Below are 21,817 nucleotides of genomic sequence, written 5' to 3' on the forward strand. Positions count from 1 at the left end.
CGTCATCTCTTGAGCAGCCAGGCCAGCACACCCGGAAGCTGCCGGTCCCAGAACTCCCAGGTGTGGTCGCCCGGCTCGAACGCGGCGTCCACCTCGACACCGGCGGTCGTGCAGGCCGCCACGAACCGGCGGTTCTGCGCCACCAGATGGTCGTCGCTGCCGCAGCGCAGCATCAGCCGCGGCAGCGACGACGGATCCGCCACCCGGATCAGGTGCATCAGGTCCTCGTCGCCGCCGGCGACGATCCGGTCGGCGAAGACCCTGGCGACCAGGGCACGGATGTGCGGGCGACGATCATGTTCCTGGATGTACGCCAGATCGAGCGCCCCGGACAAGGTGGCCGCCGCGGCGAACCGCTCCGGCTCGCGCAGCGCCCACTTGACCGCGCCGTAGCCGCCCATCGACAGCCCCGCCACGAACGTGTCCTCCCGGCGCGCGGACACCCGGAAGAACCGGCCCACCCGCTCGGGCAGCTCCGCCGACAGAAGATCCCAGAACCTCATCCCGTACGCCTCGTTGGCGTAGAAGCTGCGGTCCACCGACGGCATCACCACCGCCAGGCCCCGGTCCTCGGCATACCGCTCCACCGAACTGAACCGGGTCCACGCGGTGTGATCGTCGGTCAGCCCGTGCAGCAGGTAGAGCACCGGTGGCGGATCCGTCGCGTCGCCGTCGGGCAGGATCACCGTCATCGAGGTGCTCATCTCCAGCGCCTCGGACCAGAAGTCACAGCGGATCAGTGCCATCGTTCCCTCTTCCGCTCAGCGGGTGCCGGCCGGCGGGCCCTCCGACAGTGAACGGGATCGTCCTCCGTTCGTACCCGGATCAAAGGTTTTCCGCCATGAACTGCCGGAAGTCGTCGAAGGCCGGCTCGAACCGCTCGGCCGGGAGCCGGATCGCGCGGCAGCGCGGGTTGCCGGCGACGGCGCCGGAGTTGCGGGTCATCTCCTCCCCGGTCGTGACGCCCTCGGCGACTCTCGAGCCGCCGGCGAACGCCTCGGGGAGCACGGTCCAGCCCAGGTTGTACTCGAAGTAGCGGACGGCGGTCCGGATCGACGGCGCCCAGTCGTCGTCGAGGACGATCAGGCCGCCCGGTTTGACGATCTTGCGGAGGTAGTAGAGGTCGACGAAGACCTCGTGGAAGCGGTGGCTGCCGTCGACGAACGCGGCGTCGGCGACCACGCCCTCGGCCAGCAGCCTCGGCAGTGCCTCGGAAGACGGCTGCCGGATCAGCTCGGCGATCCGGTCCAGGCCGGCCCTGATCATCAGGTTCCAACCGACATCGTGGTACGCGTCCCGCTGAAACGGGTCGATCACGACGTGTCGCGGTGTCCCCCCGGACTGCTCCGCACCGGCCGCCAGCGCCTCGCCGATCGCCAGCGCCGAACTGCCGTAGGCCAGGCCCACCTCGATCACCGTCCCGGCGCGTTCGGTGATCAGCAGGTCGCGCAGCAGGTCGCAGTCGCGTTCCGGCAGGGTGACCGTCGCGAAGTCGCGTTCCGGGCCGCGGGTCCACTCGGGACCGTCCTGGCTCAGCCGGCGGCGTGCCTGCCGGATCGGTTCCAGATCATTGATCGCCATGCCCTCAGCATGCCGCCATCCGACGTCCGGTTCCCACCGCGGGAGCCGATGGTGGTGCTCGAAGCCGTTGCGGCGGTAACACCGTGGGCCGATGGCCTCTTGAAGCCGGTGACGTCCTTCATCCGTGAGGGGCGGTGTCGATGATGAGATCGGCGCGGTCACGGGTGCCGTCGGAGGCGAAGAATGCCGCCTCCTCGGCCATCCATCGCTGCCAGAGCTGCTCAGCGCCGGCGAGGGCGCCGTCCCGGGCGAGGCCGCGGGCCAGTCGTAACGGCGCCGGCGCATCGACCCAGACGGCGTAGGCGAGTCGGCCGATCGTCTCGCGGCGGGTGCAGGTCACGCCTTCGACGATGACGGTGGATGTCCAGGGCTGCGTCCTCCACTCCCCGAGGGTGCCGCCGTACCAGTCCGTCCAGTCTCTGGCCTGGTAGTGGGCGTCCTCGCCGCGAAGTAACGGGGTCAGCACCTGGGTGTCGAACCGTGGCCACCATCCGGCGAAGTCGTCCCAGGAGACGAAGTCGTCGATCTCGACGATCGGCGCCTGCAGAGCCTTGGCGAGACTGCGGGCGAGGTGGCTCTTCCCCGCGCCGCTCGGGCCGTCGACGCCGACGATGCGTATGCCGTTGACCGGCTCGCGGGCGGCAACGGCGGCGGCGACTTCGTCCACGACGTCGAGGGCCATGGCCGGAGCCTAGCGGCGGCTGACGCCCGGCCGAACGGCTCGCAAGATCACTCGCGGGCCTTCCCGTGACCCCTCGCAGGATTGTTCGGAAGAGACACCGGCGAGGGGCCCTCCGCGCGTTGGGAATGTCGTACCCGTCGATTAGTATGTATGTACGAAAGAGGGGACCTGAGCTGCGGATCTTCAGGCCTTCGGAGGCCCGGTCCGGCCTGTTTTTCCGCAGTGCGAGCGAGGAGACGACGTGACTATCTCGACCACCACCCCCGTGCCTGTGATCCCTCCCTACGCGACGATGCTCGGCTTCACCCGCTATGTGTCGCGCACCGGTCCGGCGAAGGCCACCTTCGTCGGCGGCCTGCGCAAGCAGCGTGAGCGCCGCAGCGGTTTCAACCCGCACGGCCAGCTGGTCAAGGCGCTGAAGGCCGACATCGCGTTCCGCACCGGCGGCAGCTACCTCAGCGGCGTGGTCGACGTGGTGAAAGACCGGTGGAAGCCGCTGTATGGGGCGCTGCAGAGCGGCGCCCGCACCTACCTGGCCTCGCTCGGCGACCCTGAGCAGGTCAATCTCGCGCAGACCCGGGACGCCATCGCCACGGTCGGCCCACTGGCCGTGAAGATCAACCCGCACTTCGGCCTGCGCTACGACGACGGGCGCCGCGAGGCCGTCCGGATCCACTTCGACGAGGAGCCGCCGAGCCCCGAGGCCGCGACGGCGATGCTCCACCTGATGGCCCGCCACATGGATCAGATCCTGCCCAACGCCGAGCCGGTCCTGGTCGACCTGCGCCGCGGCGTCACCCACCGCATCGCCACGTCGGCCCGCCCGGCCGACGTGGAGAGCTGGCTGGCCGGCGAGGCGGCGGCCTTCACCGCCATGTGGGCCGCCACCGCGTCCCCAGCCGCCTGACCGTCCCCGATCCCGGCCGGGCACGTGCCACCCCGCGTGCCCGGCCGCTCCACCCCCAGACCGCCGCCCACCCCTGGTCGCCCCAAGCCACCCCGCCTCGCCCGGCCCGGCCCGCCATGCCTCGCCTCGCCCGGCCCTGCCCCGCCATGCCTCGTCCGACCCTGCCCCGCCACGCCACGCCACGTCCGGCCCTGCCTGGCCCCGCCACGCCACGTCCGGCCCTGCCTGGCCCCGCCACGCCACGCCCGGCCCTGCCCGGCCCCGCCACGCCCGGCGCTGCCCCGCCTCGCCCTGTCCGGCCCTGCCACGCCTCGCCTCGCCACGCCTCGCCGCCGCCGCTGCGTCCTTCGGTGACCCGGCGGGCCGGCCGTGTGGGTGCCGGCACGTGTCGCCCTGGAGGTCGAGGACGCTGGGGAGCGGCTAAGCTGCCTGGCGTGAGTCCGTTTCCCGGCGTTCTGCCGCCGCCGCGCTCCTGACCGGAGCGCCGCCGCGCCGATCCAGCACCGGCTGATCGGCCGCATTGCCTTGCGCTCCGTCGCCGTTTCCTGACGACTCACTCTTCTTCGGAGCGCACGTGTTCACCTCGTACTTCTCGTCTGTCTTCTCGTCGGCCTCGGCCGGCGCCCGGCTCAGCCTGTTGCAGGTGTCCGCCGCCGGGATCCTCTGGGGCACCGCCGGTGTCGTCGTCCAGGTCGTCGCCGGGCACACCGGGCTCGGGGCACTGGCGATCGCCTTCTACCGGCTCGCCGTCGCCGCGATCGTCCTGCTGGTCATCGGGTTCCCGGCCCGGCGCCGGATCCGGGCGGCGTTCCGGGCCGCGCCAGCCGCGGTGATCGCGGCGGGTGTGGGGCTCGCCACCTATCAGGGTCTCTATTTCGTGGCCGTCCGGCTGAGCGGTGTCAGCATCGCCACGGTGGTCAGCCTCGGCATCGCGCCGGTGCTGCTCAGTGCCTGGGAGGCGTGGCGTACCCGGCAGCGTCCCGGTACCGCGACTCTGGCCGCCTCGGCCGCGGCCATCGGCGGCCTGGTCCTGATCGGTGGCGCCACCGTCGACTCCGGCGCCACCGCCACGGCCGGTCTCGGCCTGCTCGCCGCCATCGGTTCGGGCATCGTCTACGCCGCGTCGACCGCGATCAGCCGGCACACCACCCAGGGCATGGAGCCGCTGACCCTCACCACCCTGTCCTGCGCGATCGGCGCGATCGCGATCCTGCCGATCGCCGCCGTCGAGGGTCTCGCGTTCACTCCGCGGGCGCTCCCGGTAGCCCTGCTGGTCTACGCGGGCGCGGTCACCACGGCTCTGGCGTACGCACTGTTCTACACCGGTCTGCGTCGCATCTCCGGCAGCGTCGCCGTGGTGGTGACCCTCCTCGAGCCGCTGACCGCGGCCCTGCTCGCCGTCCTGCTGATCGACGAGCCGCTCGGCCCGGCCACGATCGTCGGCGGGCTGCTGCTGCTCGGCGCGGTGGCCACCCTCTACCTGGACGCGGGCGACGACACCGCGACTGCTCCGGTCGTCACCGGCCCGGCCGGCGCCCCGGTCGTTACCGGCCCGGCCAGCGCCCCGGTCGTCACCGGCCCGGCCAGCACCCCGGTCGTCACCGCCCCGGCCAGCACCCCGGACCTCGCCGGCTCGGCCGGCACCCCACACCTGGCCGGCCCGGCCGGCACCCCGGACCTCGCCGGCGAGGCGCCGGCAACCGCACCGGCGCGAGGCTGACCTTCCGTTTCGCACGGCCCCCACCCGGCTTCGCGAGAGGCCGGGTGGGGCAGGTCCGGGTTGCGTCGCGGGAACGGCTTAGGTGCCGGGCGGTTGCGACGATGTCTCCTGGTGAAGGTGGCAGGCGGGACCTGGGGGGCGTTCGGCCATGAAGAAGTTCGGGCAGGTGGCGGGCAGTGTGACACTGGCGGCGGTGGTGGGCCTGGGTGGCTCACCGGCGCAGGCGGCGCAGGCGGCGCAGGCGGCGCAGGCGGCGCAGGCGGCGCAGGCGGCGCAAGCCGCGGCGGCTCCGGCGGCGGGGCTGCCGGGGCTGGTGGCGTATGTGCGGGGCGGAGACGTCTACGTCGGCAAGGGGACCACCGAACAACGGCTGACCACCGGCGGTGGGCATGCCCGGCCGAGGTGGTCACCCGACGGCCGGCGGCTAGCCGTTCTGCACCAGGGCCGGGTCTGGGTCATGGCGGCGGACGGCAGCGGGCGGCGCCGGCTGAGCACCCGGCCGGCGGGTGGGGCGTCATGGTCGCCGGACGGCGGGTCGATCGCATTCGCGTCCCTGTCGTGCACCGGCGGGCCCGGGGTGTACCGGATCTCGGCCACGGCTGCCGGGGCGGAACCGGAGGTGCTCTTCCCCCGGGACTGCCGCGGTGAGGAGCTTCCGGAGGAGACGACGGCCGGGCCGGCCACCGGGTCTCTGCGGGAGCGGCTCCAGTACGACAATGCGGTGGCCTGGTCACCGGACGGCTCGCGGATCGCGTTCCGGGGCGGGGACTGCGAGTCGGTGTACGACGCCTGCCTGACCATCGGGACGGTCACGACGGGGGCGGAGCAGACCGTCGAGGCCTACGGGGGTGGCGGCACGCAGAACAGAGGTTTCGCGGTGGTGCCGAGCTGGCGCCCGGACGGGGTGAAGCTGTCCTGGACCGCCTACCGGCAGGGCGAGACGGCAGCCGACGACAGGCCGGTCCACCTCGTGGAATACGACACGGCCACGGGTACGAAACGGACAGTCGGCGGTGCGCTGGACCGGGAGCTCGCCTACGTCGACGGCGACCGTGCAGTGGTCACCAGCCGGAACAACGGCGGTTCGTGGCTGACCGTGCTCGGCCTGGCGAACGGCACCCGCACCCTGCTGCGTTCCGGCTCCCAGCCGAGCATCCAGCCCCTCCCCCGCTGACCGGCGAGCAACGGGCGGCGGCGCGGGCGGCGAGCAACGGGCGGCGGCGCGGGCGGGCGAGCGGCGAGCGACGAGCGACGGGCGACGGGCGGCGGCGCGGGCGGCGGGCGGCGGCGCGGGCGGCGGCGCGGGCGAGGATTTCCGTAGGAGCCGGGGCGGGTTCTATCGTTGGCGCGCCATGAGTGAGACCGAGACGCCCGCAACCAGGCCCATTCGTACCTTCCATCCGCGCCGTGGGCGGATGAGCAGCCGTCACGCGGACGCGCACGCCGCGTTGTGGCCACGGCTCGGGTTGACGGTGATCGACGGGGACCGGACGCCGCTGGATCTGGTGGAACTGTTCGGCCGGGAGATCCCGGTGGTTCTGGAGATCGGTTTCGGGATGGGTGACGCGACCGCCGCCATGGCCGCCGCGGACCCCGGCCGCGGTTACCTCGGTGTGGAGGTGCACACCCCGGGCATCGGGAACCTGCTGGCCCTCACCGGCGAACTGGCACTCGGCAACGTCCGCGTCGCGCACGGCGATGCGATGGAACTGGCCCAGCGGATCGCCCCGGGAAGCCTGGACGCCGTGCATGTGTTCTTCCCGGACCCGTGGCCGAAGGCCCGCCATCACAAGCGGCGCCTGATTCAGCCGTCGAACGTCGCTGTGCTGCGGGAACGACTGCGCCCGGGCGGCGTGCTGCACTGCGCGACCGACTGGCCGGAGTATGCGGAGGCGATGGCCGGGACCCTGGACGCGGATCCCGGCCTCCGGCGCCTGCCGGCCGCACCGCACGGTCGCCCGGAGACGAAGTTCGAACGGCGCGGCACCGCGGCGGGACGCCCGATCACCGATCTGCGGTACGAGCGACGCTGACCCGACCGAGCGGCGACGCCGGGAGAGCGCGCGGCGGCTACCGCCGCCGACGTCCCGGGACGCCGGCGGAAAACCTGGGCCAAAGGGTCGGGCGACGGCGGCCGACACTGAAGGATGTGGGGCGGATCGCAGTCACCCCGCCGCGAAGGGGTAGCGGACGCGCACCGCGTCATTTGCCGGTTTCAGCCCTTTCGCGCATCTAGGCTTGAGGTGGAGGTCGGCCATGCGGCGAGAAGGCCCCGGCGACGCCGGGCGGTCCGGACGGACGCACGCGGCGGAAGCCGCGATTCCCGCGCGCACGGCCACGCCTTACGGGGGGACGGCCGTCGACGAGCATCCACGTTCGTCGGCGGCCGCCGCCGGTTTTCTTGGATCTCCCACGCATCGTGGTGTCCTGACCAGCGGCTCCGCCGACCAGCTGGCGGCGCTGACGGCCCGGGCGGCGTCCGCGCCGAGCGCCTGCGTCCAGTTCGTCGAGGGTGACCGGCTGCGCCTGTACGGCAGCTGGGGTGTCGCCGCCGACTGGGACGAGATCAACCACACCGACCTGGAGTCGTCACTCGGCGGGATCGTCGTGCGTACCGGTGACACCCTCGCCGTGTCGGACGCGCTGGCCGACGACCGGGTGCCGGCGGGGGTGCTGCGTGACCACGGCGGCGCCTACCTGGGTTACCCGGTGCACGACCGGATGGGCATGGTGCTGGGTGTCTGCTGCGCCTACGATCGCCGGCCGCGGGAGTGGACGGCCGAGCAGATCGCCGCGGTGGCGGAGGCGGCCGAGGTGGCGACGCTGCTGATCGGCGAGCAACTGGCCCGGCACGAGCTGGAGCAGCAGCACCGGTTCCTGGACGCGGTGCTGGACAGCCTGCACGACGGGGTGGCCGCGTGTGACGCCGCCGGCCGGGTGGTGTTCGTGAACGAGCGGATGCGCCGGCTGTGGGGCGACTCGCCGGTGGAGGACGTGACGGGGCTGGCCGACGCTTCGGGCGTTCCGCTGCTGCGGGAGGAACTCGGGCTGTTCCGGGCGCTGCGCGGGGAACGGGTACGCGACGCGCCGATCGCCGCGCACGGACGTGGCCGCCGGACCAGATTCTTCCTGATGGACGCGCAGCCCATCCGCGGGCTGGACGGCCGGGTGGTGGGCGCCGTGCAGGCGGTCCAGGACGTGACCCGGCAGCGGCGGGCGGAGCGGTTCCGCAGTTGTGAGCTGGCGGTGACGACGGCGCTGGCGGGGGCGGCCAGCATCGAGGCGGCGGGGCCGCGGGTGCTGGAGGCGGTGGTCGCGACCCTGGACTGGGTGCACGCCGAGTTGTGGACGGTCGACGAGGGGACGATCCGTGCGGCGGCCCGGTGGAGCACGCCGGGCTGGCCGTCGGGGATCCCGGTGCCGGAGCGGCTGGCGTACGGGCAGGGTCTGGCCGGCCGGGCCTGGCAGGTGGACAAGCCGCTGTGGATCCGCGACGTGGGCCGCCCGCAGAGCCTGATCTCCCCGGACACCTCGGCGGACCGGCTGCACACCGCGCTGGCGATCCCGGTGCACGACGGGGCGGGCCCGATCGGGGTGCTGACGGTGTTCGCCGATTCGGTGGAGGACCCGGAGGACGAGCTGGTCGCGCTGATGTCGGGGATCGCCGCGCATCTGGGGCAGTTCGTGGAACGGCGCCGGGTGGAGGATCTGCAGCGGCAGCTGACCCGGAGCAAGAACGAGTATCTGGCCCTGATCGGCCACGAACTGCGCACCCCGCTGACGTCGATAAGCGCCTACACGGAGCTGCTGCGGGAGGCCGACGAGGCGACCCTGGTCCGGGACGGCCCGCGCCTGATCGCGGTGATCGAGCGCAACACCAACCAGCTCCGGGAGATCATCAACGAGCTGCTGGAGCTGTCGGCGCTGGACGCCGGGCACGCGGACGTACGGCGTACCCCCATGGATCTCGCCGCGGTGGTCCGTGAGGTGGTGGACCGGGCGCGGGTGGCCATCGACGGCGCTCCCGTGGTGATCGACGCCGACCTGCCGGGCGAGTTGATCGTGCCGGGCGACCGGGACCGGCTGCGGCACATCGTGGAGAACCTGCTGGGCAGCGCGGTCCGGTTCAGCCCGGACGGCGGGCACGTGGCGGTGTCGCTGCGCAGCACCGGGCGGGCGGCCGAGCTGGCCGTGTCGGACGCGGCCGGCGATGTGCCGCGAGCCGAGCGCGAGCAGCTGTTCACCGGGCATTTCCGGACCGCCCGCGGCCACGACCGGATCCTGCCGGGCAGTGGGCTGGGCCTGACGCTGAGCCGCGCCGTGGTCGAGAAACACCAGGGCAGCATCGAGCTGACCGGTGGGGACGCGGGCACGACGGTGCTGGTCAGGCTGCCCCTCGAAGTACGGTGAGCCCTACTCGCCGGGCCGGCCGCGGCGCTCGATGTCGCGATGGACCTCCGGGTCCCACTTCGAGGCGTCCCAGTCGTCGCGCTGCAGGATGGTGCTCGGGCGGCCGCCGAGGTCGCGGAGACCGGTCTCCCGGCGGATCCGGGCGCGGGCCAGGACGACGCCGGTGATGAGGGCGGCCCAGCCGCCGAGCCGGAGGCCCGAGGCGGCCAGTTGGGTCACCGGGAGGATGTAGCTGAGGCTGATCAGCAGCAGGGTGACGAAGAGGCCGCCGTATCCGGCCGCGCCGGGGCCGGTCGGCGACACCTTGTGGGCGCTGACGATCCAGACGATCGTGGAGATCAGCAGGCCGATGATGCAGACCCAGGTCACCAGACCGAGGATCAGGATGCCGAGCACCAGGGTGGCCTGGGTGCCGGGCGAGTTGGGGTCGGCGGCGCCGGTCTGGATCGCGCTCACCCCGGCCAGCACCAGCCCGGCGCTGAGCAGGGCGATCACCAGGAACGCGATGCTGAATCGGATCACCCTGCGGGTCGCCAGACCGAAGGTGTCCAGGTTGCCCTCGTGCGGCGCCTTGCTCTCGAAACTCATTGCCTCTCCCCGATCGGCCCGCACCATGATGGCCGACCGATCGGGGAGACCGCAAAGGCTCAGCGTGCCGGGCGCACCACTCCGGCCGCCCCGCCACCTCGGCGGACGGGTTCGGCCGAGGCGATGAACCCGCCGCCCCGGGTGAATTCGATCGCGGTGGCCGCCCCGAGTTCCGGGGCGTCGGCGGCGAATGTGTGACCGAGCGGGGTGAGCGCCGGGCCGTACTGGAGACGGAACGCGGCCTCCGCCTGGATCCCGGCACTGTTGCGCTGGGAGGCACGCGGCGCGGCCATCGCCTCGGGCAGGGTCATGCCCAGCTCCACCCGGTTGAGCAGCAGCTGGGTGACGGTGGTGATGATGGTGGCGCCACCGGGCGAACCGAGCGCGAGGAACGGCCTGCCGTCCTTGAGCACGATCGTCGGCGACATCGAGCTGCGCGGCCGCTTGCCCGGACCGGGCAGGTTGGGGTCGGGCGCGGTGCCCTGGGTGGGTGCGAAGTTGAAATCGGTCAGCTCGTTGTTGAGCAGGAAGCCGCGGCCCGGCACGACCATGGTGTTCCCGCCGGTCGCCTCGATGGTGAAGGTGTACTCGACGATGTTGCCCCACCGGTCGGCAACGGTCAGGTTGGTGGTGCTCTGGCCCTCCTCGACCGGCCGGCCGACCGCCGCACGGGTGCAGCCGGAGCCGTTCAGATCACCCGGCGCGACCGGCTTGACCAGGGCTTTCGTGCGGTCGATCAGGCAGGCACGCTGGGCCGCCCAGCGATCCGAGATCAACTTCTTCAGGACCGAGGGCGAGGTGTACGCCCCCACGAACCGGTTCCGGTCGGCGAAGGCGAGCGCCGTGGCCTCCAGGTAGTAGTGCAGCTTCTCGATCCCGGTCGCCGAGGTGGGCAGCCCCGCCTCCAGGATGTTCAGCGCCTCGCCGACCGCGACGCCGCCGCTGGACGGCGTGGACATGCCGTAGACGGTCAGCCCGCGATAGTCCGACCGGGTCGGCGCCGGGTACCGCAACCGGTATCCGGCCAGGTCGGCCCGGGTCAGGACACCGGGACGGATCGGGTACGCCCACGTGCCCCACGGGTCGGCGGCGACCGGCGGGTGCTGCACCGCGTCGACGATGTCCTCCGCGACGGCCCCGCGGTAGAAGACCCCGGTGCCCTCCCGGGCGATCAGCCGGTAGGTGTCGGCCAGGTCCGGGTTGCGCTGGGTCGTGCCGACCGCCGGCGGGGCCCCACCCGGCAGGTACAGCTCCCGGCTCGACGTGAACTGCCCGAACGCGGCGGCGTTGTCGGCGACCTGCTGACGGAACGTGGCGTCGACGGTGAAGCCGCGGTCGGCGAGGCGGGCGGCCGGCTGCAAGGAGGCGGACAGCGACCGGGTGCCCCAGCGGCGCAGGGCCGCCTCCCAGGTGGCCACGGTGCCGGGGGTGCCGGCGGAGAGGCCGCTGACCCGGGCCTCGTTGAAGTCGTACGGCAGTCCGTCCACCGGGTCGATGAAGTACTTCTCGGTGGCCGTGGCCGGCGCGGTCTCCCGCCCGTCGATGGTGGAGACCCGCCCGGTGCGCGCGTCGTAGTGGACGAAGAAGCCACCACCGCCGATCCCGGCCGAGAACGGTTCGGTGACACCGAGAGCCGCAGCCGCGGCGACCGCCGCGTCGACCGCGTTGCCGCCACGGCGCAGCACGTCCAGCCCGATCGCGGTGGCCTCCGCGTCGACCGTGGCGACCGCGCCGCCGTACCCGATCGCGGTGGGTTGTTTGATGACCCCACCGGCGAGTGCCGGTGGGGAGGCGGCCACGAATCCCAGGGTGGTGAGTGACAGCGCTGTCAGCGCGGGCAGGAACCGCATCGGCCCTCCAGGTTGGGCATTGCCGGTCGTCCATATCTGCCTACCGGGACGGGACCGTCGGCGCAACAAATCAGCCGACCCCGAACGGCTTCGGCTCGACCGCCGGGCAGCTCGCGCCCTCGGCGGGCAGGGTCAGCTCGGTGAGGTAGCGGTCGACGGTCGCGCTCACGCACGTGCTGTGCCGGTAGGCCACGTGCCCCCAGCCCTGATAGGTGAGCAGCCGTGCGGACGGGCCGAGCTGCCGGGCCACCTGTTGCGCCCAGGGGTAGGCGGTGGCCGGGTCGTACCGGGAGTTGACGACGAGGACCGGGCCGGCCGCCCTCGGGATGGGCCGCTGCGGGTTGACCGGCGCGGCGGCCCGGCCGAGGCAGCCGGAGACGGCGGTCAGCGCGAGCGGCGAGGCCCGCATCTGCGGGGCCCGGCCGGCCAGCGCGCGCAGCCGGTCGCGGTAGCCGGTGAAGCCGCCGACCGGCAGCGACCAGTCCTGGCAGAAGACGGCGGGGAAGCTGTGCGGGGTGAGATCCACCAGCCGCGGGACGGCCCGGCGGCCCACCGGGGTGGGCGCCGGGTCGTACGCCTCTTTCAGGTAGTGGGCGAACGAGTACCACTGCGGGTCGTAGAAGGCGCTGAACGCCGCCGACATCAGCTCCCACGTGCCGATCCGGCTGGGCGGGTCGTACGGGTTGACGAGTTGCCCCGCCGCGGACCGCCGCAGCAACTCGGCCCACATGACCCGGATGTCGCGCCCGCGCAGCACACACCTGTCGTCGCGCGCGCACCACGCGACGAACTGGTCGAACGCCGACTGCACGGCGTCCGCGGTCTGGTCGAGGAACGCGTCGACGCCGGCGCTGTGGTCCATCACGCTGTCCAGAGCGAGGGCACGGATCCGCCCCGGGTAGCGCTCGGCGTAGAGCTGGCCGAGCAGGGTGCCGTAGGAGGCGCCGAAGAAGCTGATCCGCTCCTCGCCGAGGGCCATCCGGACGGCTTCCATGTCCCGGGCCACGCTGATCGTGTCGGCGTACCCGTAGACCGGCCCGCTGCGGCCGGCGCAGTCCGCGGCGAGTCGCCGGTTGTAGTCCTCGGCCTTCCGGAACTCGGCCTCGCTGCCGTACAGCGGCGACGGTTTCGCGTCGACCAGCTTCTGGTCGCACAGGATCGGGGCGCTGCGGCCGACCCCGCGCGGGTCGAGGCCGACGATGTCGAACCGGCTGCTCACCCCGGAGCCGAAGAAGTCGTGGTCGAGGGCGAGGTTGACCGCCGAGACACCGGGGCCGCCCGGGTTGACCATCAGGACGCCGATCCGGCGTGCCGGGTCGGCGGCCGGGCGGCGGGCCAACTGGACGTCGATCTGCGGGCCGAACGGGGCGGTCCAGTCCACCGGTACGCGCATCAGACCGCACTGGACCCGCTCGTCCTCGGGGCAGTCCTTCCAGCGGATCGGGCCGGGGACGACGTCGCGCAGGACCCGGGGCGGCACACCGACGGCCCGGTCGGCCACGGCCGGTTGCGGCGCGTACCCGAGGAGGGTGGTGAGGGTGAGGATCGCGGCCGCGACCGGCCGTCCCAAAGCTGGCATCGAGCCCATCTTGGTCCGGATCCACGCGGCGAATGCGGCAAACAACATCATTTACCGCAGACGAGTCATGCCGGTACGCCGTCGCCGTGGCACCGTAGACCGATGACCATCACGCGACTCGCCGCGGCAGCCGCCGGTCTGGCCGTGCTGACCGCCTGCTCCTCCGACGGCTCGGCGGCGCCGCCGACCGTCGCCCCGGTCCCGTCGGTGACCGGAGCGGTGACCCCCGCCCCGGCGCCGTCGGTGCCCGGCACACCCGATCTGGGCGCCCCGGAGACGATCGCCACCGGCATCGACGTGCCGTGGGGACTGGCCTTCCGGCCGGACGGCAGCGCCCTGGTGGCGGAGCGCAACACCGGCCGGATCCTGGAGATCGCGCCGGGCGGCGAGCCGCGCGAGGTGTACCGGGTGCCGGGCGTGGAGTCCGGCGGCGAGGGCGGGCTGCTCGGCCTGGCCGTGCGCGACGACTGGGTGTATGCGTACTTCACCGCGGCCGCCGACAACCGGATCATCCGGTTCAAGGTGGCCGGCGGCGAGCCGGAGGTGATCTTCGACGGGATCACCCGGGGCGGCCGGCACAACGGCGGCCGGATCGCGTTCGGCCCGGACGGCATGCTCTACGTGGGCACCGGCGACGCGAGCGAGGAGTCCCGCTCACAGGACCGGGCGGACCCGTCCGGCAAGATCCTGCGGCTCACCCCGGAGGGCAGGCCGGCGCCCGGCAACCCGTGGGCGGGCTCGCCGGTCTGGAGTCTCGGCCACCGCAACGTGCAGGGCATCGCCTGGGACGCGCAGGGCCGGATGTACGGCATCGAGTTCGGTCAGAACCGCTGGGACGAGGTCAACGTCATCGAGGCGGGAAAGAACTACGGCTGGCCCGAGGTCGAGGGCCGTACCGACGACGACCGGTATGTGAACCCGATCGTGCAGTGGGGCACCGACGAGGCCTCCCCGAGCGGCGCGGCCGTGGCCGGCGGCACCCTCTACGTCGCCGCCCTCAGGGGCGAACGACTGTGGACGGTGCCGCTCGGCGGCGGCTCGACGAAGGCGGAGTTCACCGGGAGGTACGGACGGCTGCGCACGGTCGCCGTGGCGCCGGACGGTTCGCTGTGGCTGACCACCTCGAACACCGACGGCCGCGGCGACACACGCGACGGCGACGACCGCATCCTGCGGTTCCCGGCGAAATAGGGGGTTCAGCCGGCGGGCGGGAGTTGGGGCAACGCCGAGATGGCCGTCGCGTACTGACTTACCTGGCGGTTGTTGGGCACGACGCCGTAGACCCGAAGCTGGTCCTGGATGGCCTGCTTGACGGCGTCTTCGGACTGGCCGCGATGCGTCTGCATCACCTTGTTGACGACGTAGTCGACGCGGAGCTGCACCTGCCAGCCGATGGGCCGACGGCTGGCCTCGGTAGCGAGGCCGCTGATTGAGGCGAGGGGTTCCATGCCCCGGTAATCGGTCGGACCGGGGCCCGGGTTGACGATTCGCGGGTCCTCTCTAACCCGATCGCAACCCGGGCACACCGAGCCGGTAATCAGACCTCGCGGTCCGCCGTCTCCGCCGGTGGGTCGGCCGGCTCCGGCGGCGGGTTGAGACGCAGCCAGAGCAGCATCAGCAGGCCCAGCGCCAGCATGCCGAGACCCATCCAGAGATTGATGCGTACGCCCTGCGCCTTCTCCAGCTCCGAGGGCCCGTCGAGGACACCGATCAGGGTGACGATCAGGCCGTACACCACGAACAGGCCACCGATCACCCGCCGTACGTCGAACAGCCGGGCCAGTTTGCGTTCCGCCATGGTCTCGTCTCCTCTACCAGACGGGGATGTACAGGATGATGGCCAGGACCACGGCGATCACGCCGAGCAGCACCGGGTTGCGCCACCAGACCCGGTCGGCGGTCAGCACGTCACCGGTTGAGCTGTCCAGGCCGTAGACCAGGCCCCGCAACTCGTCATCGGGTTTGCCGGGCGTGAACGGGGTGATCAGCAGGGCCACCACGACCGCCACCACGAAGGCCAGGCCGGCGCCCCAGAAGCTCTGCTCCAGGTCGGAGTTGAACTTCAGGACCTCGGTCAGGTGCAGGATGTAGAGCACGAACGCGGCCAGGAAGCCCAGGAACAGCGACCAGAACCCGGCCCACGCCGACATCCGCTTCCAGAACATGCCGACGATGAAGGTGGCGAACAGGGGCGCGTTGAACAGCGAGAACAGCGCCTGGATGTAGTTCATGATGTTGTCGAACCCGGCCGCGATGAACGCCGTCCCGATACCGACCACGATGCCGGCGATCGTCGCGATCCGGCCCACCCGCACGTAGTAGGCGTCGTCCCGGTCCTTACGGATGTACGCCTGCCAGATGTCGTAGGTGAAGACCGTGTTGAACCCGCTGACGTTCGCCGCCATACCGGCCATGAACGACGCCACCAGACCGGTCACCGCCACCCCGAGCACACCGTTGGGCAGCAGATCGCGCATCAGCAGCGGGATCGCGTTGTTGTAGGTCAGGTCGCCCTCCGCGGCACCCAGCCCCTGCACCGTGACCAGGGCGATCAGGCCGGGGATCACGGTCACCGCCGGGATCAGCAGCTTCGGGAACGCGCCGATGATCGGGGTTCGCCGGGCCGCACTCATGTCCTTGGCGCTCAGGGCCCGCTGCACCTCGGCGAAGTTGGTGGTCCAGTAGCCGAACGACAGCACGAACCCGAGGCCGAAGACGATGCCGATCCAGCTCGCGCCGAGCGGGTTCTCCGTACCGCCGGTGTCCGCCCAGGTGTGCAGGCCGGCTTCGCCGAGCGGGCTCTGCCGCACCTTCTCGAACAGCCCGTCGATGCCGCCGACCTTGACCAGGCCGATGATCGTGATCGGCAGCAGACCCGCGATGATCACGAAGAACTGGAGCACCTCGTTGTAGATCGCGGCGGACAGCCCGCCCAGCACGATGTACGACAGCACGATCACCGCGCCGACCACGATCGACGTCCAGAGCTGCCAGCCGAGCAGCGCCTGAAGGATCAGCGCCAGGGCGTACAGGTTGACACCGGCGATCAGGACCTGCGCCACCGCGAAACTGACCGCGTTGAACAGGTGGGTGGGCCGGTTGAACCGCAGCCGCAGGAACTCGGGGACGCTGCGCACCTTGGAGCCGTAGTAGAACGGCATCATCACGATGCCGAGGAACACCATGGCCGGCACCGCGCCGATCCAGTAGTAGTGCAGCGTCATGAGGCCGTACTGGGCGCCGTTCGCGGCCATGCCGACGATCTCCAGGGCACCCAGGTTGGCCGAGATGAAGGCCAGGCCGGTCACCCACGCGGGCATCGACCGGCCGGAGAGGAAGAAGTCGGCGCTGCTCTTGATCGCGCGCCGGGCGGCGAAACCGACACCGAGAACGGTGACGAAATAGATCGCCAGGATCAGGTAGTCGACGAACCCCACGTCGAGCCGGAGTCCCGTCACGGGTCACCTCCATGAGTGTGGCCCGCGACGTACCCCTAACGAAGAATTCTCACACCGAACTCACAGACTCGAAATTTTTTCGGGCGTCACCTCGGTGATCGCCTTCACCACCAGATGAGCTCCGGCCAGGGCGTCCTCGGCCGGCGGGTAGACACCGTGCGGCACCGCGACGACGGTGAGACCGGCCGCGGCCGCCGACCGCAGGCCGTTGCTGGAGTCCTCCACGGCGGCGCAGACCCCCGGAGTGAGACCCAGCTTCGCGACCGCGGTGAGATAGACGTCCGGCGCCGGCTTGCCGCGCGGCACCTCCTCGGTCGACAGGGTCACCTCGAAGACGTCGGTCAGCCCGGCCGTCGCCAGCACCTGGTCGATCAGGATGCGAGCCGACGAGCTGGCCAGCGCCAGGCGATACCGCGCGGCGAGCGCCCGGACCGTCTCGACCGACCCGGGGATCAGCGGCAGGTCCTCCCGGTAGCGTCCGGCCATGCGGCCCAGGACGTCGGCGGCGACCTCTTCGGCGGTACGCGGTACGCCCACCTCGTCGGCCAGATGAGCCGACCACTCCCCGGTGCTCATGCCCATCATCCGGTCCTGGGAGTCGGGCAGGAACTCGCGGCCGTGCTCGGCGACGTAACCGCGGCGCACCTCCTCCCACACCTCCTCGGTGTCGATGATGACGCCGTCCAGGTCGAAGACGACCGCCTCGATGCTGTTCTTCACATCGATCACCCTATCCAACTTCTGTACGGTCGGTGACGGCCCGGCAACGCACACGGGCCGTCACCGCCGGTTCGGTCCGCGGAGATGATCACCCTCAACCGATAGGACAGGGTGCAGGCAGGTTGCGGGCCGGTAGCTTCGGGCGCAGCAACGCCGCCGAGCCGGGAGCCGTATTACATGCCAGTGCCGCAGTTACACTCCGTGAGCGTTGTGATCCCCCTGGCGTCCGTCGACCGGCTGCCGCTCCTGTTCGCCGGACTGCCGCCGGTGAGCGAGATCATCGTGGTCGTCGGGCCCGGCGAGGACACCGTCCTGCCGCTGCCCCGGGCCGCCCGGGTGATCCGGCAGACCCGCCACGGAGCCGGCAACGCGATCGCCTGCGGGGTGGCCGCCGCGACCGGCGACGTGATCGTCACGCTGCCCGGCGACGGCTCCTGCGATCCGGCCGACCTGCCCCGGCTCGTCGAAGCGCTCGGCACCTCCGCCGGCCGCGCCTGTGACGTCGCGGAGGGTGTCCGGACCGCGCGGCGGTCCGACCTCGTCCTGCTCTGGTTCATGAGTGTTCTCCTCGGCTGCCGACCGTCCGGGCCCGGCGCCGGTTTCCGGGCCTTCCGGCGGGACCACGCCGACCGCCTCGGCCTGCCGCGGGTGGCCGGCACCGACCCCGACCGGGGCGACGGGCGGGACGTCGAGCCGCTGCTCACGGCCCGTTCCCGGGCTGCCGGGCTGCGCGTGGCCGAGATACCGGTGACGTACTACCCGCAGATCGGCGGCACCGCCCTGCTGCCCGGACTCGCCGGAATCATCCGGGAGGCTCTGGCACGGCGCCGGGGCGCTCCGGCATCCGGCGCGGAGAGCATCGTGATCCTGACCGGCGGCCCGTCCCACCATGAGCCCGGCGAACCCGGCCGCCGCACGCCCGGCGAAGCGTCCCGCCGCACGCCCGGCGAACCGGGCCGCCCGACGCTCGCCGACCTGTCCCGCCTGACGCCCGGGGATCCGGCCCGCCCGATCCCGGCCCCGATCTTCGTCGGCCCGGTGAACACCCCGCGCCAGCCGGGCGCCGATCATCGGCCCACCGATCCGGGTCTGCGCCGCTGGCCGGCACCGAACCGGATGACCGCGACCGGCGCCGACCACCCGAACAGCGCCGGCATCGGCATCGCGGACCGCCGCCGCGGCAGCGACCGCCGTGGACCGGAGCGCCGGCGTACCGACGCCACCCCCGATCGCCGTGCGGCCACCGGACGGCCGGGCAACGACCGCCCGAACGCCGACTCCCCGCACCGGCGCCGCTGGCGCGACGGTCAGACCGACCTCAACACCGGCCGCCGCCCCGACCTGCGGGTCATCAACGGCGAGGGCAGCGGCTCCGGAGGCACCCGGGGGCACCTCCGCTCGGTGTGAGCGACGGCCCTAGGTGCGCGAGCGCAACTGCGGGAGGATCTGCTCCGAGTAGAGGCGCAGGAAACGCTCCTGGTCCGGCCCCGGCGCGTGGAACACCAGGTGCTTGAAGCCCATGTCGAGGTACTCGGAGACCTTGGCGGCGTGCTCGGCCGGGTCGGACGAGACGATCCACCGGGTGGCGGTCCGCTCGACCGACAGCGCGTCGGCGAGCCGCTGCATCTCGATCGGGTCCTCGACGCCGGTCTTCTCCTCCGGCGACAGCGCCAGCGCACCCCAGTAGTGGGTGTCGTTGCGGGCCCGCTCGATGTCGTCGTCGAAGGACACCTTGACCTCGATCAGCAGATCCAGGTCGTCGATCTTGCGGCCGGCCTTCTCGGCGCCCTCGGTGACCGCCGGGAGCAGCGTGTCGGTGTAGAGCCCGTGCCCCTTGCCGCTGGTGGTGATGAACCCGTCGGCGATCCGGCCGGCGAGCCGGGTCGCGGCCGGACCGGAGGCCCCGATGTAGATCGGCACCGGCACCTCCGGCTTGTCGTAGATGGTGGCGTTCTCGGTCTTGTAGAACTGCCCCTCATACGTCACGCGGTCCTCGGCCCACAGCTTCTGGATCAGCAGCACCGCCTCCTTGAGGCGGGCGAACCGCTCCTTGCCGTCCGGCCACTGCGTGCCGAGCGGCACCTCGTTGAGCGACTCGCCGGAGCCGACACCGAGGATCGCCCGGCCCGGGGCGAGGCAGCCGAGGGTCGCGAAGGCCTGCGCCACCACGGCCGGGTGGTAGCGGAAGGTCGGGGTCAGCACGCTGGTCCCGATCAGCACCCGCTCGGTCCGGGCGGCCAGCGCCCCGAGCCAGGGCAGGGCCGCCGGGGCATGGCCGCCGTCGTGCCGCCACGGTTGCAGGTGGTCGCTGACGAACACCGAGTCGAAGCCCAGCTCCTCCGCCAGAATGCCGTACTTGAGCAGCTCAGCCGGCGCGAACTGCTCCGCCGACGCCTTGTACCCGAACCGAATCATTACCGAAGACTAACCTCGCCCCGGCGGCCGGGCCCCTCGTTCGGCGGGGGCACTCCCTTGTGGATCGGATCACGCGAGGGTCACCCGGCCGCCCGGTACGCCCTTCCCGCCGCTGTCGGGCTGTCGCCGTCGAGGTAGAGCCCGAAATCCACGCTGTCGCCCACGGCGGGCAGCCCGAAATAGGCGTAGCGCTCGACGTACGACCGCTTCTCCAGTCCGGTGGTGGCGCCCTTGATGAACGCGACCTTCTGCGCGTCGCCGGCGTACTTCGGCGAGCCACCGAAGTTGATCAGACCGAACTCGGTGATCCAGATGGGTTTCCGGTATCTGCGGTACACGGCGTCGACGTACCCGAGGAACTGGTCGACCGAGGCGGAGCTGAAGTCGGAGCCGTACCAGTGCAGAGCGATCGCGTCGACCCGCAGGCCCCGGGACTTCGCGCCGGTCATGAAGCGGTCCAGCCAGCCGCCGGCCGTGTCACCGCCGAACGCGACGGCCGGGCTGACCAGCTTCATCCCGGTCGCCTCCAGCTTCGGCCAGGCGGCCAGGGCGGCCTCGACGGTCATGTTCGACTGCTCGGCGAGGTCCGGCTCGTTGAAGCCGAGCAGCACGTCGCCCTCGGCCTCGACCTCCTTGAGCCTGGCGTCGGTGACGTCGGCGGCGCCCCACACCATCGGCACGAACTCGACGCCGGCCGGTCCGGGCACCTCGTTGTCGTTGGCCGACCAGGAGTAGTACCAGGACGCGCCGACGTCCTTGAGCGCACCTTTCGACCCGGCGAACTTCCACACCGCGGCGCCCTTCTTGGCCGAGGCGTTCGCCACCGGTGGTGCGGCCGGCGCCGAGGGCGACCGACGGGAGGGAGACGGCGACGGTCCGGTCACCGACGGCGTGGGCGAGGGCGCGGCGGCCGACGGAGGCGGTGCCTGCGGTGAGGCGACGGCGGCCGCGGTCGTGATCGGCTCCGCCGGGCTCCGGTACGACCAGACGGCCGCCCCGCCGCCCGCCACGACTCCGGTGGCCAGCAGTCCGGCGAGCACCTTCTGCGCCACGATGCCACCGGTCTTCGCCACGATCGAGGCGGGTGCCGCCGTGGAGGCCGCGGAGGAGACGGCGCCGGTGGCCGTACCCCCGAGGGCGTTGATCTTGAAAATCGCCAGGCCGGGCGGCAGGGGGATGAGCGCCATGCCGGCCAGCAACCGCTCCGCCTCGACGAGGTTCTGCCAGGCCGGCGAGCAGAGCCGGCAGTCCCGGGTGTGCCGTGCGATGCGTTTGCGCCAGAGCGGACCGGGATGGCCGTCCCACCCGGTGAGAACGCCGGTCAGCTCGGCGCAGTGCGGCCCGCGCAGCGCCCGGACCACCGCCCGCGCCGTCTCCAGCTGGGCCTTCATCCGCTGGATCCGGACCGCCGCGTGCTGGCGGCCGAGACCGCTGGCGTCGACGATCTCGTCCCGGGTGAGTTCGCCGGAGGCCTCCAGCCACCACAGCGACAGCAGCTCCCGGTTGTCGTCGTCGAGCCAGCGGGTCGCCTCGGCGGTCTCCCGGCGCTGTCCGGACAGTTCCAGCCGGGTGATCGCCAGATCGGTGAAGTCGGCGCCCGGATCACGCAGATCGGGGTCGAGCGGGTCGGCCGGCGGCCGGGCACGGAAGCGTTCCCGGACCTGGCGCACGGTGATCGCGACCAGCCAGGACCGGAACGCCGACGGATCGCGCAGCTCGCCGAGGTTGCGCAGGACCCGGAGCATGACCTCCTGGACCACGTCGTCCACGTCGGCGTGACCCTCCAGGGCCCGGCCCACGATGGTGTAGACCAGCGGCAGATATCCGGCGACCAGCCGGTCGACCGCCACCGGATCGCCGGCGCGGGCCGCGATGACGGTCGCCGTGTCAGGTTGTCCCACCATGTC

Annotated in this window: 19 protein-coding genes; 7 read left to right on the forward strand and 12 right to left on the reverse strand. The window is 72.2% G+C overall.

What is annotated here, in order from left to right:
- Positions 1–2 precede the first annotated feature (2 nt).
- The 3 genes from BC793_RS04915 to BC793_RS04925 form a co-directional block, all read right to left on the reverse strand.
- Complete coding sequence (locus tag BC793_RS04915) at positions 3–746, reverse strand: alpha/beta hydrolase (RefSeq protein ID WP_109589608.1); 744 nt, start codon at positions 744–746, stop codon at positions 3–5.
- Between the two features lie 79 nt (positions 747–825).
- The gene (locus tag BC793_RS04920; protein WP_109589610.1) at positions 826–1,581 is read right to left on the reverse strand and encodes a class I SAM-dependent methyltransferase; all 756 of its coding nucleotides are present in this window, start codon (positions 1,579–1,581) and stop codon (positions 826–828) included.
- A gap of 118 nt (positions 1,582–1,699) precedes the next feature.
- Positions 1,700–2,263: a uridine kinase family protein gene (locus tag BC793_RS04925; RefSeq protein ID WP_109589612.1), complete on the reverse strand. Its 564-nt coding sequence runs from the start codon at positions 2,261–2,263 to the stop codon at positions 1,700–1,702.
- Positions 2,264–2,555: 292 nt separating this feature from the next.
- Between BC793_RS04925 and BC793_RS04930 the strand changes: the two genes are divergently transcribed.
- From BC793_RS04930 to BC793_RS04950, 5 genes are all read left to right on the forward strand, one after another.
- Positions 2,556–3,170, forward strand: a complete 615-nt coding sequence (locus BC793_RS04930; protein WP_109590348.1) for a hypothetical protein — start codon at positions 2,556–2,558, stop codon at positions 3,168–3,170.
- Positions 3,171–3,744: 574 nt separating this feature from the next.
- Positions 3,745–4,890, forward strand: coding sequence for a DMT family transporter (locus BC793_RS04935; protein ID WP_239170112.1), 1,146 nt, complete (start codon positions 3,745–3,747; stop codon positions 4,888–4,890).
- 148 nt (positions 4,891–5,038) lie between these two features.
- Positions 5,039–6,064 carry a TolB family protein gene (locus tag BC793_RS04940; protein WP_109589616.1) on the forward strand — a complete coding sequence of 342 codons (1,026 nt, stop codon included), beginning with the start codon at positions 5,039–5,041 and terminating at the stop codon, positions 6,062–6,064.
- A gap of 241 nt (positions 6,065–6,305) precedes the next feature.
- Positions 6,306–6,923 (forward strand): tRNA (guanosine(46)-N7)-methyltransferase TrmB, encoded by a 618-nt coding sequence (gene trmB, locus BC793_RS04945; RefSeq protein WP_428839515.1) that lies wholly within the window; start codon positions 6,306–6,308, stop codon positions 6,921–6,923.
- A 223-nt stretch (positions 6,924–7,146) separates the two neighbouring features.
- The gene (locus BC793_RS04950; RefSeq protein WP_109589621.1) at positions 7,147–9,300 is read left to right on the forward strand and encodes a sensor histidine kinase; all 2,154 of its coding nucleotides are present in this window, start codon (positions 7,147–7,149) and stop codon (positions 9,298–9,300) included.
- A gap of 3 nt (positions 9,301–9,303) precedes the next feature.
- On the opposite strand, the gene BC793_RS04955 is transcribed toward BC793_RS04950, so the two are convergent.
- The 3 genes from BC793_RS04955 to BC793_RS04965 form a co-directional block, all read right to left on the reverse strand.
- Positions 9,304–9,888 (reverse strand): hypothetical protein, encoded by a 585-nt coding sequence (locus BC793_RS04955; RefSeq protein WP_109589623.1) that lies wholly within the window; start codon positions 9,886–9,888, stop codon positions 9,304–9,306.
- 59 nt (positions 9,889–9,947) lie between these two features.
- Entirely contained in the window at positions 9,948–11,738 is a 1,791-nt protein-coding gene (gene ggt, locus BC793_RS04960; protein ID WP_109589625.1) for a gamma-glutamyltransferase, read from the reverse strand.
- A gap of 70 nt (positions 11,739–11,808) precedes the next feature.
- Positions 11,809–13,317, reverse strand: coding sequence for an alpha/beta hydrolase (locus tag BC793_RS04965; RefSeq protein WP_109590350.1), 1,509 nt, complete (start codon positions 13,315–13,317; stop codon positions 11,809–11,811).
- A 102-nt stretch (positions 13,318–13,419) separates the two neighbouring features.
- Between BC793_RS04965 and BC793_RS04970 the strand changes: the two genes are divergently transcribed.
- Positions 13,420–14,508 (forward strand): PQQ-dependent sugar dehydrogenase, encoded by a 1,089-nt coding sequence (locus tag BC793_RS04970; RefSeq protein ID WP_109589627.1) that lies wholly within the window; start codon positions 13,420–13,422, stop codon positions 14,506–14,508.
- A 5-nt stretch (positions 14,509–14,513) separates the two neighbouring features.
- Here the strand turns inward: BC793_RS04970 and BC793_RS04975 are convergent, their stop codons facing one another.
- The 4 genes from BC793_RS04975 to BC793_RS04990 all read right to left on the reverse strand — a co-directional run bounded on the left by BC793_RS04975 (position 14,514) and on the right by BC793_RS04990 (position 17,495).
- A complete protein-coding gene (locus BC793_RS04975; protein ID WP_170167198.1) occupies positions 14,514–14,765 on the reverse strand; it encodes a hypothetical protein in 252 nt (83 codons plus the stop codon).
- 89 nt (positions 14,766–14,854) lie between these two features.
- A complete protein-coding gene (locus tag BC793_RS04980) occupies positions 14,855–15,115 on the reverse strand; it encodes a hypothetical protein (RefSeq protein WP_109589629.1) in 261 nt (86 codons plus the stop codon).
- Positions 15,116–15,128: 13 nt separating this feature from the next.
- A complete protein-coding gene (locus tag BC793_RS04985; protein ID WP_109589631.1) occupies positions 15,129–16,775 on the reverse strand; it encodes a sodium:solute symporter family protein in 1,647 nt (548 codons plus the stop codon).
- Between the two features lie 60 nt (positions 16,776–16,835).
- The gene (locus BC793_RS04990; RefSeq protein ID WP_109590354.1) at positions 16,836–17,495 is read right to left on the reverse strand and encodes an HAD family hydrolase; all 660 of its coding nucleotides are present in this window, start codon (positions 17,493–17,495) and stop codon (positions 16,836–16,838) included.
- A gap of 201 nt (positions 17,496–17,696) precedes the next feature.
- Here BC793_RS04990 and BC793_RS04995 point away from each other — a divergent pair, with 201 nt between their 5' ends.
- On the forward strand, positions 17,697–18,902 hold the full coding sequence (locus BC793_RS04995; protein ID WP_158319199.1) for a glycosyltransferase family 2 protein: 1,206 nt from the start codon (positions 17,697–17,699) through the stop codon (positions 18,900–18,902).
- A 9-nt stretch (positions 18,903–18,911) separates the two neighbouring features.
- Here BC793_RS04995 and fgd read toward each other — a convergent pair whose 3' ends face one another.
- Together fgd and BC793_RS05005 are read right to left on the reverse strand one after the other, a co-directional pair.
- Positions 18,912–19,910 carry a glucose-6-phosphate dehydrogenase (coenzyme-F420) gene (gene fgd / locus BC793_RS05000; RefSeq protein WP_109589635.1) on the reverse strand — a complete coding sequence of 333 codons (999 nt, stop codon included), beginning with the start codon at positions 19,908–19,910 and terminating at the stop codon, positions 18,912–18,914.
- A gap of 80 nt (positions 19,911–19,990) precedes the next feature.
- On the reverse strand, positions 19,991–21,814 hold the full coding sequence (locus BC793_RS05005; RefSeq protein WP_109590356.1) for a sigma-70 family RNA polymerase sigma factor: 1,824 nt from the start codon (positions 21,812–21,814) through the stop codon (positions 19,991–19,993).
- Positions 21,815–21,817 lie beyond the last annotated feature (3 nt).

The sequence above is a fragment of the Actinoplanes xinjiangensis genome, assembly GCF_003148685.1.
GTDB lineage: Bacteria > Actinomycetota > Actinomycetes > Mycobacteriales > Micromonosporaceae > Actinoplanes > Actinoplanes xinjiangensis.